The sequence below is a fragment of the Pseudonocardia sp. ICBG601 genome (genome assembly GCF_020496245.1).
In genome coordinates this window covers 478545-494199 of record NZ_JAHLJA010000152.1, presented here as the reverse complement: position 1 = coordinate 494199, position 15655 = coordinate 478545, and the positions used below count along the sequence as shown (strand labels likewise).

Below are 15655 nucleotides of genomic sequence, written 5' to 3'. Positions count from 1 at the left end.
TCGTGGGCCGTCGCGGGGACGGGCCGGGTACGGGGGTGGGGTGCCGGAGGTACCGGCACGCCGGAACCGGCCGTGTCGGGCGGGCACGGTGGGACCGGTCTGCCCCACGGGGCCGGTGGGACGGGTGTCGTCAGGTGGCCGGGTGCGCCGGCGGGGTGCGGAGCCGCGGTGGTCCGCCCGCCCGGCGGCGGCGCACACCGGGCGGGGCCACCCGGCCGGCCGGGGTGCCGGACCGGCACCACAGGCGCGGCACGCCGGGGTGGTGCGGTCGGGGGCGCCGTCGAGCGGGACCGGGCGGCGCGGTGGGCCGTGCCCGGGTCAGGACCGACAGAGCGCCGACGCGACGCGCGCGAGGTCGATGTGCGCGCGCGTGGTCAGCGGAACCGGAACGGTCATACGGTGACGGTAACCGCCCCGGGCTCGAAACCCAACCCTTGGAGTTGGGATTGGAGTCACGACGTTTCGGCTGGTGGGAACGGGTGCGGGAACCCGTCCGGACACCTCGGATCACGCACGACCTGGCCGCCCGTACGCGGGTTCGTACGGGCGGCCCGGTCGTGGGACGGGGAGGTCGACGGCCGGGTCAGACGGTGAGCGCCAGCCCCCGGGCGCGCAGCACCCGTCGCTCCAGCGGCCGGAAGACCAGCAGCTCGACCCCGATGCCGACGATGAGGATCAGCAGGATCGCGGCGAACACCTGCACGATGTCGTTCACGTCGGCGCCGTTCTTCAGGTAGGCGCCCAGCCCGACCCCGAGGGCGGGTCCGGCCGCGATGATCTCCGCGGCCATCAGCGAGCGCCAGGAGAACGCCCAGCCCTGCTTGCAGCCGGCGAGGTAGCCGGGCAGCGCCGCGGGGAGCAGGACGTAGCGGGCCATCTGGTAGCCCGTCGCGCCCAGGACCTGGCCGGCCCGGGGCAGGATCGGCGGCACCTGGTCGATGCCCGCGACCAGGCCGTTCGCGATCGAGGGCACCGAGCCGAGCAGGACCACGAAGAAGATCGTGGTGTTGGTCAGCCCGAACCACAGCACCGCGGCGGGCACCCAGGCCACCGACGGCAGTGACTGGAGACCGGTGAGCAGCGGCCCGATCGCCGCACGGACCAGCGGCACCTTGGCGACGACCACGCCGAGCGGGGTGGCGATCACCAGGGCGAGCAGGAAGCCGAGCGCGGCCCGGCTGATCGAGGTCCACAGGATCGACCAGATCTCGCCGCTGACGACGGTCTCGCCGAACGCCTCGGCCACCGCGCCCGGGGCGGGCAGCCGGTACTCGGGCGTGACCGCCGAGGCCCAGACGATCTGCCAGACCACCACGATCGCCACGAGCGCGACGATCGGCGGCAGCCAGGTCCGCAGGAACCGCTGCCACCACGGCGTCGTCCGCTCGACGGGGGTGTCGAGCGCGTCGAGCCCGGCGACGGCGGCCGCGGAGTCGCGGTCGTCGTCGACGACGGTCATCGAGGACTCCTCACGCGGCATGGCTGGTGATCACCGCCCGCAGCCGTCCGGTGATGTCGTCGTGCAGCTCGGCCTGCGCCTCGGCGTCGTGACCGCCGGCGGGCACCGTCCACTCGCGGACGACGGTCCCCGGCCGCGACGACAGCAGCACGACCCGCTCGGCCAGCCGGACGGCCTCGCGGACGTCGTGGGTGACGAACACGATCGTCGTCCCGGTGGCCCGCCAGACCCGCAGCAGCTCGCCCTGCAGGACGTCGCGGGTGATGGCGTCGAGCGCGGCGAACGGCTCGTCCATCAGCAGGAGCCCCCCGGCGCCGTGGGTGTCGCCGAGGCCGGTGGCCGCGGCCAGGGCGCGGGCCAGCGACACGCGCTGGCGCATGCCGCCGGACAGCTCGTGCGGACGCTTGTCGCCCAGGCCCTCCAGCCGTACCAGGGTGAGCAGCTCCTCGGCCCGCTCACGCCGGGCCGACCGGCCGTGCCCGGCGAGCTTGAGCGGCAGCTCGACGTTGCGCAGCGCGGTCAGCCACGGCATGAGCGCGGCCTCCTGGAACATGAACGACGGCCGCGCCGACCCGACCCGGACCGCGCCCGCGGTGGGCTCGTCGAGCCCGGCGAGCAGGTTCAGCAGCGTCGACTTGCCGCAGCCGGACGCGCCGAGCACGCAGAGGAACTCGCCGTCGCCGACCCGCAGGTCGATCCCGTTGAGCGCGGTCACGGCCCCGGTGCCGGTGCCGAAGGTCTTGGCGACCCCGGACAGCTCCACGGCGGTGCCGCGGGTCCTCGGGCGCCGGGTGGTCAGGTCGACGGTCATCGGTGGTTCCCCTCGTCGATCGGAAAGGTCAGTTCGCGGCGGCGAGACCGGCCGGGTCCACGGCGGTCTCCCCGGAGCTGGTCCGGACCGCGTCGACCGCAGCCGGGTCGAGGAAGCCGGTCAGGTTCGCCTCGCTCTTCGCGATGCCCGCCGTGACCGAGTCCTTGGCCAGCTGCGGGAAGGTCGAGGCGAGCGGGTCGGAGTCGAAGGACAGCTCGGTGAAGGCGCGGTCGAGGATGTTCGCCGCCAGCGGCTTGCCGGTGATCTCGCCGATCGCCTCGTTGGAGACGGTCTTCGCCTCGGCGGGGTTGTCGCGGATGAGCGCGATGGCCTTCTGCTCGCCCCGCAGGATCGCCTCGACGGTCTGCGGGTGCTGCTGGAGGAACTCGGTCCGGACGATGACGACGGTCGTCGGGAACTTCCCGCCGGGCCACAGGGACTTCTCGTCGACCAGGACCTTCGCCCCGGCGTCGACCAGGCGCGAGCTCCACGGCTCGGGCAGCCAGCCGCCGGCGACCTTGCCCTGCTTGAACAGGTCGAGGGTCTGCGGGTTCTCGATGTTCTGCACGGTCACCGCGGCCGGGCCCTGCCCGATCGGGAGCTTGTTCTCCGACAGCCAGGTCTTCAGCGCGATGTCCTGGGTGTTGCCCAGCTGCGGCGTCGCGATGATCTTGCCCTTGAGCTGCTCGGGGGAGGTGATGTCCGGGCTGGTCACCAGCTGGGCGCCGGCCGAGGTGGATCCCGCGACGAGGCGCACGGCCTCGCCGTTCGACTTGGTGAAGGCGTTGATCGCCGGGCCGGAACCGATGAACGCGACGTCGATCGAGCCGCCGAGCAGGGCGTTGACCTGGTCCGGGCCGGCGTTGAACGTCTGGGTGGTGAGCTTCGTGTTCCCCAGCTCGGCGGCGAACAGGCCCTGCTTCACCCCGACCAGCGCGGGGGCGTGGGTGATGTTCGGGAAGTAGCCGAGGCGGACCTCGGTCGCGGGGGAGGTGGCTCCCGCGGCGGTGGTGCTCTCGTCGGCGCGGGAGCAGCCGGCCAGCAGCCCGAGCGCGGTGAGCAGCGCGAGCAGGACGGCGGCGGTGCGCGCCCGGGATCCGGGACGCAGGACGTGCGGGGACATCGCGGGACGGGGTCCTTCCGTGGGGGCGGCGGGCGGTCGGGACGACCGCTGCGCGCCGGGGCCGGCCGGCCCTGGGAGGGCGTGCCGGGGTACGGGACGGGTGGCGGGCCGGAGTGGTGTCCGGCGGGCGGTTCCCGGTCCGGCGGGTGCCTCGCACGCCGGGGGCGTGGCGTTACGGCCCGCGGGACGGGAGACCGGTCAGCGACAGAGTTCGCTGTAGGCGGGCGCGCGCCGGCTCGGCCAGAACGGCTCGAGGCCGGTAGGGCGCAGGGGCACAGCGCGCCACGCCGTGCGCGCCTGCCGCTGGGGGACGGGGGCCGTCGCGTCCCCCACGAGCCGTGCGGGGCGCGAGGGCCGCCGCTGGCTCATCGTCACCCGACCAGGGTGCGCGGTGGTCACCTCTCCGGACAACCCGGCGTCCACCAACCAGGAACACGGTCAGCGTGTCCGGACATCTTCCCTGGCATCCGGGTGGCGGTTCCGCAGGTCGGGAGACTTGCTGCGGCGCAGGTCACTCGACTGTGATGCGGGTTGACACCGTCGGGCACCGGAAACCTACAGTCGGGTCGCACACCATCCGGAGCGGCCGAGAGACCCGGCTCGACGACGCCGCAGCAACCCCCCGCAGCACGCGGGAGCGGGTGCTCCAGCCGGGTTCGATGGAGGAACCCATGCGCACGGTCGCCGAGCAGGTGCGTGCCGCGCACCATCCCCGGTACCGCCGCCACGTCGACCTGATGCGGGTCGCGGGCGCCACCTGTCGGGCCTGACCGGCGTCCCGCAGGGCGCCCCGCCCACCCCGTCCCGGCCGTCCACGACGGCCACCCGTCCCGGCCGCCGCGTCCCGCGGGCCGCCCCGACGTCCTTGTCGTCCCGTCGTGCCCCCGTGCGACGAGAAAGCGATGCCGTATGTCCACATCGGACACCACCACCGGCGACGGCCCTCTGCACCTGGCCGTCGCGCTCGAGGGTGCCGGCTGGCACCCCGCCGCCTGGCGCGAGCCCGGCGCCCGCCCCGGCGAGCTGTTCACCGCCCGCTACTGGACCGACCTGGCCCGCACCGCCGAGCGCGGGCTGCTGGACCTGCTCACGATCGAGGACGCACTCGGGCTGCAGTCCGGGGACCACCTGAGCGGCGCCGACCGGCGCACCGACCGGGTGCAGGGCCGGCTCGACGCCTCCCTCGTCGCCGCCTTCCTCGCGCCGCTGACCTCACGGATCGGGCTGGTCCCGACCGTCACCACCACCCACACCGAGCCGTTCCACGTCGCGTCGGCGCTGTCCACCCTCGACCACGACAGCCGCGGCCGCGCCGGCTGGCGGGTGCAGACCTCGGTGCGCGCCGACGAGGCCGCCCACTTCGGCCGCCGCACCGTCCCCGGCCTGCGCCGCGCCGACCTCGACACCCCGGCCGCCCGTGAGCTCGTCGCCGAGCTGTTCGGCGAGGCCGCCGACGCCGTCGAGGTGGTGCGCAGGCTCTGGGACTCCTGGGAGGACGACGCCGAGATCCGCGACGCCCTGACCGGGCGCTTCGTCGACCGGGACAAGCTGCACCGGGTCGACTTCGCCGGGGAGCACTTCGGCGTCGCCGGGCCGTCGATCGTGCCGCGCCCGCCGCAGGGCCAGCCGCTGGTCGTCTCGCTGGCCCACGGCTACGCCCCGGCGCTGCTCGCCGCCCGGGTCGGCGACGTCGTGTTCACCACCCCGCACGACGCCGACGACGCCGCCCGCATCGTCGCCCAGGTCCGGGCCGCCGAGGCCGCCGTGGGCCGCACCGCACCGCCGCTGCGGATCCTCGGCGACGTCGTCGTGGTCCTCGAGGCGACCGAGCGCGCCGCTCGCGACCGGCTCGCCCGCCTCGACGCCCTCGACCCGCTCTCCTCCGACGCCGCCGTCCTCGCCACCACCCCGGCCGGGCTCGCCGACACCCTGCTGTCCTGGCGCCGTGCCGGCCTCGACGGCTACCGCCTGCGCCCGGCCGTCCTCCCGACCGACCTCGACGCGGTCGTCGACGGCCTGGTGCCCGAGCTCCAGGCCCGCGGCGCCTTCCGCACCACCTACGGCGAGACCACCCTGCGCGCGCGCTTCGGCCTGACCCGCCCGGTCAGCCGCTACGCCCCGGGCGCCCGGGTCGACGCCGTGACCGCGTTCAACCCCGCACTCTCCGGAGCGACCGCATGACCAGGACCGGCAGGAAGCAGATCGTGCTCGGCGCCTACTTCCCGGGCGTCAACCACGACACCGTCTGGAGCGACCCCGCCTCCGGCAGCCACATCGACTGGGAGTCCTTCGAGCACTGGGCGCGCACCGCCGAGCGCGGGAAGCTCGACCTGCTGTTCCTCGCCGAGGGGCTGCGGCTGCGCACCCGCGGCGGCGAGGTGTTCGACTCCGACGTCGTCGGGCGCCCGGACACCTTCACCGTGCTCGCCGCGCTGGCCGCGGTCACCGAGCACATCGGGCTGGCCGGGACGATCAATTCCACCTTCAACGAGCCCTACGAGCTGGCCCGCAAGTTCGCCACGCTCGACCTGCTCTCCGGCGGCCGGGCCGCGTGGAACGTCGTGACCAGCTCCGACGCCCCCACCGGCGAGAACTTCCGCCGCGGCGCGTTCCTCGGCCACCACCAGCGCTACGAGCGCGCGGGGGAGACCCTCGCCGCGGTCCGCGCGCTGTGGGACTCCTGGGGCTCCGACGCCGTCGTCGCCGACCCCGCGTCGGGCACCTTCCTGCGCGACGGCCACGTCGGCGACTTCGCGGTCTCGGGCAACCAGTTCGACATCGCCGGGCGCTTCACCACCCCGCGCAGCCCGCAGGGCCACCCGGTGGTGCTGCAGGCCGGGGAGTCCCCGGCCGGGCGCGACTTCGCCGCCGCGTCCGCCGACGCGATCTTCTCCCGCTACCAGAAGTTCGACGAGGCCCGCGCCTTCTACGACGACGTCAAGGCCCGCGTCCGGAAGGCCGGCCGCGACCCCGACGAGGTGCGGATCCTGCCCAGCGCGGGCGTCGTCCTCGGCGACACCGACGCCGAGGCCCGCGAACGGCACGCCCACATCCACGACCAGCAGGTCGACCCGTGGACCTCGATCGTGCTCGCCGAGATGGTGTGGAACCGGGACCTGTCCGCCTACGACCCGGACGGCCCGCTGCCCGACGTCGACCCCACCCCCGACGCCCCGAAGTGGATCGAGGGCCGGGCCCCGTTGACCCAGGACGCCCACGCGACCGTCGCCGCCTGGCGCGAGCTCGCCGCCGCCCACGGGTACTCCCTGCGCGAGACCGTCAAGCACGTCTTCGACCGCGCGGTGTTCGTCGGGACCCCGGAGCACGTCGCCGACGAGATCGACCGCTACGTGCAGGCCGACGCCTCCGACGGCTTCATCCTCGGCTCCCACGTCACTCCGTCCGGCCTCGACGAGGTCGTGGAGAAGGTCGTCCCGATCCTGCAGGAGCGCGGAGTGTTCCGGACCGACTACACCCCCGGCGCGACGCTGCGCGAGCACCTCGGACTCGCGAGCCCGTCGCGGTTCGGCGAGCGCCGCCCGGCGGTGGCGTCGTGACGCGCCGTCGTCGCGGATGGTGGCGGGACCTGCCCGCCGGCCGGTCGGCGGTGCTGCTCGCCGCCACCGCGCTCACCCTCACCGCCTGCGGCTCCGGCGCCGGGGGCGCCGCCGCCGACGCGGGCCCGCCGCAGCCGGGTGGGACGCTGGTGTTCGCGGTCTCCTCGGACCAGGGCTGCGCCGACCCGCAGCAGGTGCAGAGCAACGACTCGATCTACTCGCTGCGCCAGGTCGTCGACTCGCTCACCGACCAGGACCCGTCCACCGGGGCGATCGTGCCCTGGCTGGCGACCCGCTGGTCGTCGAACGCCGACGCCACCGCCTGGACGTTCACGCTGCGCCCCGGGGCCACGTTCTCCGACGGTGCGCCGGTCGACGCGGCCGCGGTGAGGACGAACCTCGACCGGGCGGTGAAGCTGGGCGCCCGCGGCAGCCTCCCCAAGGGGTACCTGGCCGGGTACACCGGCACCGACGTCACGAGCCCCACCGGGTTCACCGTCCGGTTCGCGAAGCCCAACGTGCAGTTCCTGCAGGGCACCTCCACCCACAGCCTCGGCCTGCTGTCCCCGGCCAGCGCCGCCCGCTCCGACGACGAGCGCTGCGCCGGCGTCGTCGGCTCCGGCCCGTTCACGATCGAGCGCTACGCCAAGAACGACGTCACCGTGCTCGCGAAGCGGGCCGGCTACGACTGGGGCTCGCAGCTGTTCACCCACCCCGGCGAGGCCTGGCTCGACCGGGCCGAGTTCCGCGTCGTCCCCGAGTCCGGGGTGCGGGCGGGCAGCGTGCAGTCCGGCGAGGTCGACGCGATCGCCAGCGTCGGCCAGCAGGACGAGGCCCCGCTCACCGGGGCCGGCGTCCAGCTCCCGGCCCGGCCGAACCCGGGCCTGCCGTTCGGGATCACGTTCAACCAGGGCACCCCGCTCGGCGTCGACGCCGCCGTCCGCGAGGCGGTGAGCCGGGGCATCGACCGCAACGAGGTCGTCGCCGCGGTCTACCCGAGCCAGACGCGCGCGGCGACCTCCCCGCTGTCGTCGACGACGCCGTCCTACGCCGACCAGTCCGCGCTCGTCGGCTACGACCCGGCCGCCGCGACGGCCGCGCTCGACCGCGCCGGGTGGGTGCCCGGGCCCGACGGCATCCGCGCCAAGGGCGGGCAGCGCCTGACCGTGCCGCTGACGTTCGCCCAGAACATCGGCACCACCAAGCCCGCGCTGGAGCTGATCCAGCAGCAGCTGCGCCGGATCGGGATCGACCTCCAGCTCCGCGAGATCCAGATCGCCGAGACCCAGGCCGTCCTCGACGGAGGGGACTTCGTCGCCGCGTGGGGCAACCTGACCCGCGCCGACCCGGACATCCTGCGGTCGACCTACGGCGCCGACGGGACCAACCGCTACCGGCTGCCCGCCGGTCCGCTGCAGGCCCCGCTGGTGGCGCAGGCAGCCACCGTCGATCCGGCGCAGCGCGCGGCACTCGCCGGGCAGGCGCAGAAGCTGCTCGCCGAGCGGTTCGACACCGCGCCCGTCGTCGAGCTCACCACCGTGCTCGGCGTCGGCCCGGACGCGCACGGCGTCGCGTTCGACGCGTCCTCGCGCATCCAGCTGCACGACGCCTGGAAGTCCGACGCGCGATGACCGTCCCGTACCTGCTGCGTCGCCTCGGGCTCGCCGCCGTCGTGCTCTGGGCGGCGTGGACGGTCAGCTTCGTCGTGCTCTACCTGCTGCCCGGCGACCCGGTCGCGACGATGGCCTCGGGCGACGGCGAGCCGGTGTCGCCGGCCGAGCTGGACGCCCTGCGCGCCCGCTACGGCCTCGACCAGCCGCTGCCGGTGCAGTACGTGACGAAGCTCTGGGCGGCGCTGCACGGTGACCTCGGGACGTCGTTCGCCAGCGGGCAGGACGTGCGGACCGCGGTCGCGGAGGCCCTCCCGCCGACCCTGCAGATCGCCGCCGCCGGGCTGCTCGTCGCCGTCGTCGGCGGCACCGCGGTCGCGCTCGCCGCGACCTGGGCCCGGACGCCGTGGCTGCGGCAGGTGCTGGCGTCGCTGCCGTCGCTGGCGGTGTCGCTGCCGGTGTTCTGGGTCGGGCTGATGCTGGTGCAGCTGTTCTCGTTCTCCCTCGGCTGGCTGCCCTCGGTCGGCGACCGCGGACCGGAGTCGCTGATCCTCCCGGCGGTCACCCTCGGGCTCCCGACCGGTGCGCTCGTCGCGCAGGTGCTGGCGAAGAGCCTCACCCAGGCACTCGACGCGCCCTACGTGACGACCGCCCGCGCCAAGGGGGTGGGGGAGGCCGCGGTGCACCTGCGGCACGCCCTGGGCAACGCCGCGATCCCCGCCCTCACCGTGCTCGGGTACGTCGTCGGCAACCTGCTCGCCGGGTCCGTCGTCGTCGAGACGGTGTTCACCCGGCCCGGCCTGGGCCGGCTCACCGTCGCCTCGGTCGGCGCCCAGGACATCCCCGTCGTCCAGGGGGTCGTGCTGTTCGCGGCGCTCGCGTTCGTCGTGGTCAACCTGCTCGTCGACCTCGCCTACCCGCTGCTCGACCCGCGGGTCGCCGTCGCCTCCGGGAGTACCCGATGACCCTGCTCGACCACACACCCCTCGTCGCGCCCGGCGTCCGCGACGCACCGCCCCCGGCCGGACGACGGCCGCGGGCCCGGCTCGGACGGTTCCTGCGGTCCCGGCCCGGGCTGGTGTTCGCCGCGGCGGTCGTGCTGCTCGTGCTGACCGCGGCGTTCGTGCCCTCGCTGCTCGCACCCGGCGACCCCGCCGTCGGCGACACCGCGCACCGGCTCGCCCCGCCCGGGCCGGGCCACTGGTTCGGCACCGACCACCTCGGCCGCGACGTGTGGACCCGGGTCGTGCACGGCGCCTCGCTGTCGCTGCAGGCCACGGTGATCGCGGTCGCCGTCGCCCTCGTCGCGGGCGGGCTGATCGGGCTGCTCGCCGGGTTCGCCGGCGGCTGGGTCGACGAGATCCTCATGCGCGGCGTCGACGTGCTCCTCGCGATCCCCGCGATCCTGCTGTCGCTGGCCCTGATCACCGCGCTCGGCTTCGGGACGGTGAAGGTCGCGATCGCGGTCGGCGTGGCGAGCGTCGCCAGCTTCGCCCGGGTGATGCGCGCCGAGACCCTGCGGGTGCGCCGCGCCCTCTACGTCGAGGCCGCCCGCGCGGTCGGCACCCGCTGGTACGTCTCGCTGTGGCGGCACGTGTTGCCCAACGCGGCCGGGCCGGTCGTCGTGCTCGCGGTGCTGGAGTTCGGCCTCGCGATCCTCGCGGTGTCCGCGCTGAGCTTCCTCGGCTACGGCGCCCCACCGCCCGCCTCGGAGTGGGGCTCGCTGGTCGCCGACGGCCGCAACTACCTGGCCGTCGCCTGGTGGGTGTGCGCGATGCCCGGCCTGGTCATCGCCGCGACCGTGCTGTCGGTCAACCGCATCTCCCGCGCCCTGGACGGCGAGTGGGGGCGGTCCGCATGAGAGCCCTGCTGCAGGTGGAGGGCCTGGAGGTCGCCTACGCCGGTGGCGGCGGGACGGTGCACGCCGTCCGCGGGGTCGACCTGACCGTCGCGCCCGGCGAGGTCGTCGCCGTCGTCGGGGAGTCCGGGTCGGGCAAGACCACCCTGGCCGCCGCGGTGCTCGGGCTGCTGCCCGTCGCAGGCGCCGTCACCGCCGGCACCGTCGCCCTCGACGGCACCACCCTCACCGGGCTGTCCGAGCGGGCGTACCGGTCGGTGCGCGGCGCCCGGATCGGGTTCGTCCCGCAGGACCCGGGCGTCGCGCTGAACCCGGTGCAGAAGGTCGGCGTGCAGGTCGCGGAGGTGCTGCGCACCCACGGGCTCGCCGACCGCCGCTCCGCACCGGCCCGTGCCGTCGAGCTCCTGGGGCAGGCCGGGCTCGACGAGCCGGACACCCGCGCCGGGCAGTACCCGCACCAGCTGTCCGGCGGGATGCGCCAGCGCGTGCTCATCGCGATCGCCCTCGCCGCCGGGCCCGCGCTGGTCGTCGCCGACGAGCCGACCAGCGCCCTCGACGCGACCGTGGCGCGGCGGATCCTCGACCACCTCGACGCGCTGCGCCGCGACCTCGGCACCGCGCTGCTGCTGATCACCCACGACCTCGCCGTCGCCACCGACCGGGCCGACCGGATCGTCGTCATGCGGCACGGGCGGGTCGTCGAGCAGGGCACCCCGGCCGAGCTGCTCACCGGGGCCCGCGACCCCTACACCCGGGAGCTGCTCGCCGCCGCCCCCGGTCTCGCGCTCACCGCCCCACCGGAGCCGGCCGCCGTCGACACCTCGGGGACCCCGGTCGCCGAGGTCCGCGACCTGGTCAAGGAGTTCCCGCTGCCGCGGGTCCGCGGCTCGTGGCGGCGGCGCACCCACCGCGCCGTCGACGGGGTGTCGTTCACGATCGCCCGCGGCGAGACCGTCGCCCTGGTCGGGGAGTCCGGATCGGGCAAGTCGACGACCGCGCGGCTGCTGCTGCGCCTGGAGGACCCCACCTCCGGGCAGGTGCTGCTGGGCGGCGAGGACGTCACCCACGTCCGCGGCGAGGCGTGGCGGGCGCTGCGCCGCCGCGCCCAGCTGATCTACCAGAACCCCTACGCCTCGCTGGACCCCCGGTTCACCGTCCGCGAGATCGTCACCGAGCCGCTGCGGGCGTTCTCCGTCGGCTCGGCCGCCGAGCAGGCCGACCGCGCCGCGGAGCTCGTCGACCGGGTCGCACTCCCGTCCGGGACGCTCGACCGGCGGCCCGAGGAGCTGTCCGGCGGGCAGCGCCAGCGCGTCGCGATCGCCCGGGCGCTGGCCCTGTCGCCGGACCTCGTCGTCGCCGACGAGCCGGTGTCCGCGCTCGACGTCTCGGTGCAGGCCCAGGTGCTGGAGCTGCTCGCGGAGCTGCAGCAGCGCGACGGCCTGTCCTACCTGTTCATCTCGCACGACCTCGCCGTGGTCCGGCGGGTCGCGCACCGTACCGGCGTGATGCGCGACGGTCGGCTCCGCGAGCTGCGGCCCACCGCGGAGCTGTTCGACGACCCGCGGGACGACTACACCCGAGAGCTGCTAGCCGCGATCGCCGGCAGGAAAGCCGCGGCGCCGTGAGCTGGTACATCAACACCGTCCTGTCCCGGCGGCGTCACATCGACTACGTGAGGGTGTCCACGACGCTGTGTCGGCCGGTCGATCGACCCGACGGATCGACACCGACACCTCGTCACCAGGAGACATCCCATGAGCGTTCCGACCCTGCCCACCGCTGATCCGGGAACCCAGCTTCTCGACGGTCTCGACGCCCTCGTGCGGCGCCACCGCGCGCTGCGCGGCGGCGGCGACCCGGGCAACGACGCCCTGCACGCCGAGCTGATCACCGCCGAGGTGGCCCAGCAGCTCGCGGCGGCCCGCACGGCGCTGCGCCGCCGCCCGCGCGTCGCCTGACCGTCCCGCCGGGACGCGGCACGAGTCGCGTCCCGGCGGGCCCGGGATGACACCGAGATGCAGCTCAGGAGGCGCAGGGCGACCCCGTGCGCCCGCTGGGCTGCATCTCGGCGCGCGCCCCGGTGCCGGCGGGCCGGTCGGCGTGCGGGCGACCGCGCATCCGGGCGTCGCCGAGATGCGGCGCTCAGGACGCGGCGATCCGGCCGAGGACCGCGACGGTGCGCGCCCGCTCGGTGGCGTCGCCCAGCGGGCTGACGAGCAGGTCGGTGGCACCGGCGTCGGCGTAGCGGGCGATCCCGGCCGCGATCACGTCCTCGTCCCCGGCGACGACGAGCCCGCCCGGCGAGCTCAGCCCCTCCCGTTCCAGCACCCCCGCGTAGGACGGCAGCCGGGCGTAGGCCGCGTAGTCGGCCGCGGCGGCGGCCCGCACCCGGTCCGGTGCGGTCGTCGCCGACACCGGCACCCCGACGACCACCCGCGGCGACGGCCGTCCTGCGGCCGCCGCGTCGAGCAACGGCCGGACGTGCCCGGAGATCGTCCGCGGCCCGGTGAGGAAGGTGATGGTGCCCGTGGTCCGCTCGCCCGCCAGCCGCAGCATCCGCGGGCCCAGCGCGCCGAGCAGCAGCGGGACCTCCGGCGCGGCGCCCGGCACCGCGGTGTCCGCCGGGTCCGACCCGGGACCGGACGAGCCGGGGACCTGTTCGCCGCGCAGCAGCGGGGCGAGCACGTCGAGGTGGTCGGACAGTGCGGCCACCGGCCGCGTGAACGGCACGCCGTAGACCTCCAGCAACCCCGGGTGGCTCACCCCGAGCCCCAGCGTGAGCCGCCCGCCCGATGCCGCCTGCACGGTCAGCGCCTGCGCGGCCAGCACCCGCGGGTGGCGCGGCTGCACGACGACGACCGACGCGCCCAGCTCGACGTCGGGGACCTCCCGGGCCACGGCGGCGTACAGGGTGAGCGTGTCGAACCCGTAGCCCTGCGGCAGCCACACCGTGCGCAGTCCCGCCGCGGCGACCGCCCGGGCGCGGTCCACGATCTCCTCCACCAGGTTCGCCGACCCGGAATCCTCGAGCCCGGCCGCGAGGTTGACACCGATACCGATCATGGACCCACCGTGCGACGACGGCCGGGCCCGGACCAGGAGCGAACCGATGGGGGTACCCGTGGTGACAGGATCGGCGACGGCCCGGTCCCGGACGGCGACGGCCGACCGCCGCCGTGAGCTGGGCGCCTGTCTGCGCTCCTACCGGGAGCGGGTCGCGCCGGCGACGGTCGGGTTGCCCGACCGGGGCCGCCGGCGCACGCCGGGGCTGCGCCGCGAGGAGGTCGCGGCGCTCGCCGGGGTCGGTCTGACCTGGTACACGTGGCTCGAACAGGGGCGGGTGACCGCCTCCGACGAGGTCCTCACCGCGGTCGGCCGGGTGCTGGGCATCGACGCCCCCGGGATCGCCCACCTGACCCGGCTGTCCCGCGACGGGGGACCGGCGGCGGGCACCGCGCCGGAGGAGCTGGCCCCGGTGCTCGCGAGCTGGCCCGATCACCCGGCGGTGCTGCTCGACGCCCGGCTCGGCGTCGTCGCCGCCAACGACGCGTGGGAGGCCGCGGTCGGCCGGCCCGCCGACGACGACCCGGGACGGCGGCACGTGCTGTGGCAGCTGGCGGCCGACCCGTCGGCGCGGGCCCGGTTCGGGCCGGACCCCGGCCCGGCGGTGACGTCGTGCCCCGGCCCCGGTCCCGACGGGCTGCTCGCCGCGCTGCACCGCCGGTTCCGGATGGCCTCGGATCTCGACCCCACCGACCCGGGGACCCGCGGGGTCCGCGCCGCCCTGCGCGCCGACGCACCGGAGTGGACGCCGCTGTGGGAGTGCCGCGGCGTCGGCGCGTTCGGCCGGCCCCGGGTGCGCCTGGGCGGTGCCGACCGGACGGCCTACCTGCTGGGCGAGGCCGGGGTGCCGGGCGCGGCGGTCCTGGTGCTGCTGCCGTCCTGACCCGCTGCCGCCGCACCCCTCGCGACGTCGCCGCACCCGTCGCGACGGGTGCGACGACCGCACGCGGGGTGTGACGGGCCTACTCCACCTCGGTCAGCCGCCCGGTCGCGACGTCGAACACGAAACCGCGGACGGCGTCGGTGTGCGGGACGAAGGGGTTCGCCCGGATCCGGGCGAGCGACTGACGGACGTCGGCGTCGAGGTCGTCGAACGCCTCGGCGGCCCACGGCGGCTTGATGCCGGTCTCGTCGCGGATCGAGGCCCTGAACGCGTCGTCGGTGAAGGTCAGCATCCCGCAGTCGGTGTGGTGGATGAGGATGATCTCCTCGGTCCCCAGCAGCCGCTGGCTGATCGCGAGCGAGCGGATCTCGTCGTCGGTGACGACGCCGCCCGCGTTGCGGATGACGTGGGCGTCGCCCTCGTTCAGACCGAGGACGCGGTACACGTCGAGCCGGGCGTCCATGCAGGCGACCACCGCGATCTTGCGGGCCGGCGGCAGCGGGAGCGGGCCGGAGAAGCTCTCGGCGTAGCGGGCGTTGTTCTCGAGCAGTTCGTCGGTGACGGACACGGGGTCCTCCGGATGGGCGGTCGGTGGCGCGGGCGTCGTACCCGCGCACGGGGCACGGGGCGGCCACGCGGCGACCCCTCGGGGTCGCTACGCGGCCCACCGACACAGCTCGTCGAACGCCACGACACGCCGGCCCGGCCAGAACGGCTCCAGCAGGGTGCGCATCACCGCATGATTCGATCGCGATACCCGGTCAGGAGCAAGGAGCCGTCCACCGGGTGGGCGTGCGGCGGGGCGTGTCCGGACACGCCCCGCACCGGTTCACTCCGGCCCGGTGAAGAACTCCAGGGCGATGTTGTCCGGGTCGCGGAAGGAGACGCCGCTGCCGTAGTGCGCCTTCTTGACGCCCTCGTGGGCGATCCCGAGCTCGGTCAGCTTCTGCGCCCACTGCTCCAGCTCGGCGTGCGAGCCGACCGCGAAGCCGACGTGGTCGAGGCCGGTGCGCTCCTCGTCGAACGGCTCGCCGGACTCGCGGCCCTGGTGGGTGTGCAGACCGAACAGCATCCCGCCGTCGAGGGCGAAGACGGTGTGGTGGAAGCGGCCGCCCTCCTCGTCCTCGTCCAGGACGGGCTCGGTGCCGAACAGCGCCGCGTACCAGCGCGTGCTGCGTTCGAGATCGCTGACGGTCAGGGCGACGTGCTGCAGACCGGGGAAGGCCACGGTGTCCCTCGCTTCGTTGCGTGCGGGTGTCCGCATGTGTCTATCAGCCGGACGCGGCCGTGG

Annotated in this window: 16 protein-coding genes and 1 riboswitch; of the genes, 9 read left to right on the top strand and 7 right to left on the bottom strand. The window is 75.4% G+C overall.

Annotated features, from left to right (window positions below):
- Positions 1-318: 318 nt before the first annotated feature.
- The 4 genes from KPL57_RS73005 to KPL57_RS52650 all read right to left on the bottom strand — a co-directional run bounded on the left by KPL57_RS73005 (position 319) and on the right by KPL57_RS52650 (position 3393).
- On the bottom strand, positions 319-396 hold the full coding sequence (locus KPL57_RS73005) for a putative leader peptide (protein WP_368858483.1): 78 nt from the start codon (positions 394-396) through the stop codon (positions 319-321).
- Between the two features lie 187 nt (positions 397-583).
- Positions 584-1480: an ABC transporter permease gene (locus KPL57_RS52660; RefSeq protein WP_374203910.1), complete on the bottom strand. Its 897-nt coding sequence runs from the start codon at positions 1478-1480 to the stop codon at positions 584-586.
- Positions 1470-2270 carry an ABC transporter ATP-binding protein gene (locus tag KPL57_RS52655; RefSeq protein WP_226357913.1) on the bottom strand — a complete coding sequence of 267 codons (801 nt, stop codon included), beginning with the start codon at positions 2268-2270 and terminating at the stop codon, positions 1470-1472. Before KPL57_RS52655 ends, KPL57_RS52660 begins: the two co-directional genes overlap by 11 nt.
- A 28-nt stretch (positions 2271-2298) precedes the next feature.
- Positions 2299-3393, bottom strand: coding sequence for an ABC transporter substrate-binding protein (locus KPL57_RS52650; RefSeq protein ID WP_226357912.1), 1095 nt, complete (start codon positions 3391-3393; stop codon positions 2299-2301).
- Positions 3394-3963: 570 nt separating this feature from the next.
- Positions 3964-4059: riboswitch (SAM riboswitch) on the top strand.
- A gap of 5 nt (positions 4060-4064) precedes the next feature.
- Here KPL57_RS52650 and KPL57_RS73000 point away from each other — a divergent pair.
- From KPL57_RS73000 to KPL57_RS52615, 8 genes are all read left to right on the top strand, one after another.
- Positions 4065-4163: a putative leader peptide gene (locus KPL57_RS73000; protein ID WP_318299301.1), complete on the top strand. Its 99-nt coding sequence runs from the start codon at positions 4065-4067 to the stop codon at positions 4161-4163.
- 139 nt (positions 4164-4302) lie between these two features.
- Positions 4303-5574, top strand: coding sequence for an LLM class flavin-dependent oxidoreductase (locus tag KPL57_RS52645; RefSeq protein ID WP_226357911.1), 1272 nt, complete (start codon positions 4303-4305; stop codon positions 5572-5574).
- Positions 5571-6950, top strand: coding sequence for an NtaA/DmoA family FMN-dependent monooxygenase (locus tag KPL57_RS52640; protein WP_226357910.1), 1380 nt, complete (start codon positions 5571-5573; stop codon positions 6948-6950). The genes KPL57_RS52645 and KPL57_RS52640 overlap by 4 nt, the downstream gene beginning before the upstream one ends.
- Positions 6947-8581, top strand: coding sequence for an ABC transporter substrate-binding protein (locus KPL57_RS52635; RefSeq protein ID WP_226357909.1), 1635 nt, complete (start codon positions 6947-6949; stop codon positions 8579-8581). Before KPL57_RS52640 ends, KPL57_RS52635 begins: the two co-directional genes overlap by 4 nt.
- Entirely contained in the window at positions 8578-9525 is a 948-nt protein-coding gene (locus tag KPL57_RS52630; RefSeq protein ID WP_226357908.1) for an ABC transporter permease, read from the top strand. The genes KPL57_RS52635 and KPL57_RS52630 overlap by 4 nt, the downstream gene beginning before the upstream one ends.
- Positions 9522-10421, top strand: coding sequence for an ABC transporter permease (locus KPL57_RS52625; RefSeq protein WP_226357907.1), 900 nt, complete (start codon positions 9522-9524; stop codon positions 10419-10421). Before KPL57_RS52630 ends, KPL57_RS52625 begins: the two co-directional genes overlap by 4 nt.
- The gene (locus KPL57_RS52620; RefSeq protein ID WP_226357906.1) at positions 10418-12043 is read left to right on the top strand and encodes an ABC transporter ATP-binding protein; all 1626 of its coding nucleotides are present in this window, start codon (positions 10418-10420) and stop codon (positions 12041-12043) included. The genes KPL57_RS52625 and KPL57_RS52620 overlap by 4 nt, the downstream gene beginning before the upstream one ends.
- A gap of 129 nt (positions 12044-12172) precedes the next feature.
- Positions 12173-12376, top strand: a complete 204-nt coding sequence (locus KPL57_RS52615; RefSeq protein ID WP_062396219.1) for a hypothetical protein — start codon at positions 12173-12175, stop codon at positions 12374-12376.
- A 184-nt stretch (positions 12377-12560) separates the two neighbouring features.
- Here the strand turns inward: KPL57_RS52615 and KPL57_RS52610 are convergent, their stop codons facing one another.
- Positions 12561-13481, bottom strand: a complete 921-nt coding sequence (locus tag KPL57_RS52610; RefSeq protein ID WP_226357905.1) for a TIGR03564 family F420-dependent LLM class oxidoreductase — start codon at positions 13479-13481, stop codon at positions 12561-12563.
- Positions 13482-13527: 46 nt separating this feature from the next.
- On the opposite strand from KPL57_RS52610, the gene KPL57_RS52605 reads away from it, so the two are divergent.
- On the top strand, positions 13528-14364 hold the full coding sequence (locus tag KPL57_RS52605; RefSeq protein WP_226357904.1) for a helix-turn-helix domain-containing protein: 837 nt from the start codon (positions 13528-13530) through the stop codon (positions 14362-14364).
- Positions 14365-14443: 79 nt separating this feature from the next.
- On the opposite strand, the gene KPL57_RS52600 is transcribed toward KPL57_RS52605, so the two are convergent.
- Positions 14444-14932: a carbonic anhydrase gene (locus tag KPL57_RS52600; protein ID WP_226357903.1), complete on the bottom strand. Its 489-nt coding sequence runs from the start codon at positions 14930-14932 to the stop codon at positions 14444-14446.
- A 261-nt stretch (positions 14933-15193) separates the two neighbouring features.
- Positions 15194-15592: a VOC family protein gene (locus KPL57_RS52595; protein ID WP_217266850.1), complete on the bottom strand. Its 399-nt coding sequence runs from the start codon at positions 15590-15592 to the stop codon at positions 15194-15196.
- Between the last annotated feature and the right edge of the window lie 63 nt (positions 15593-15655).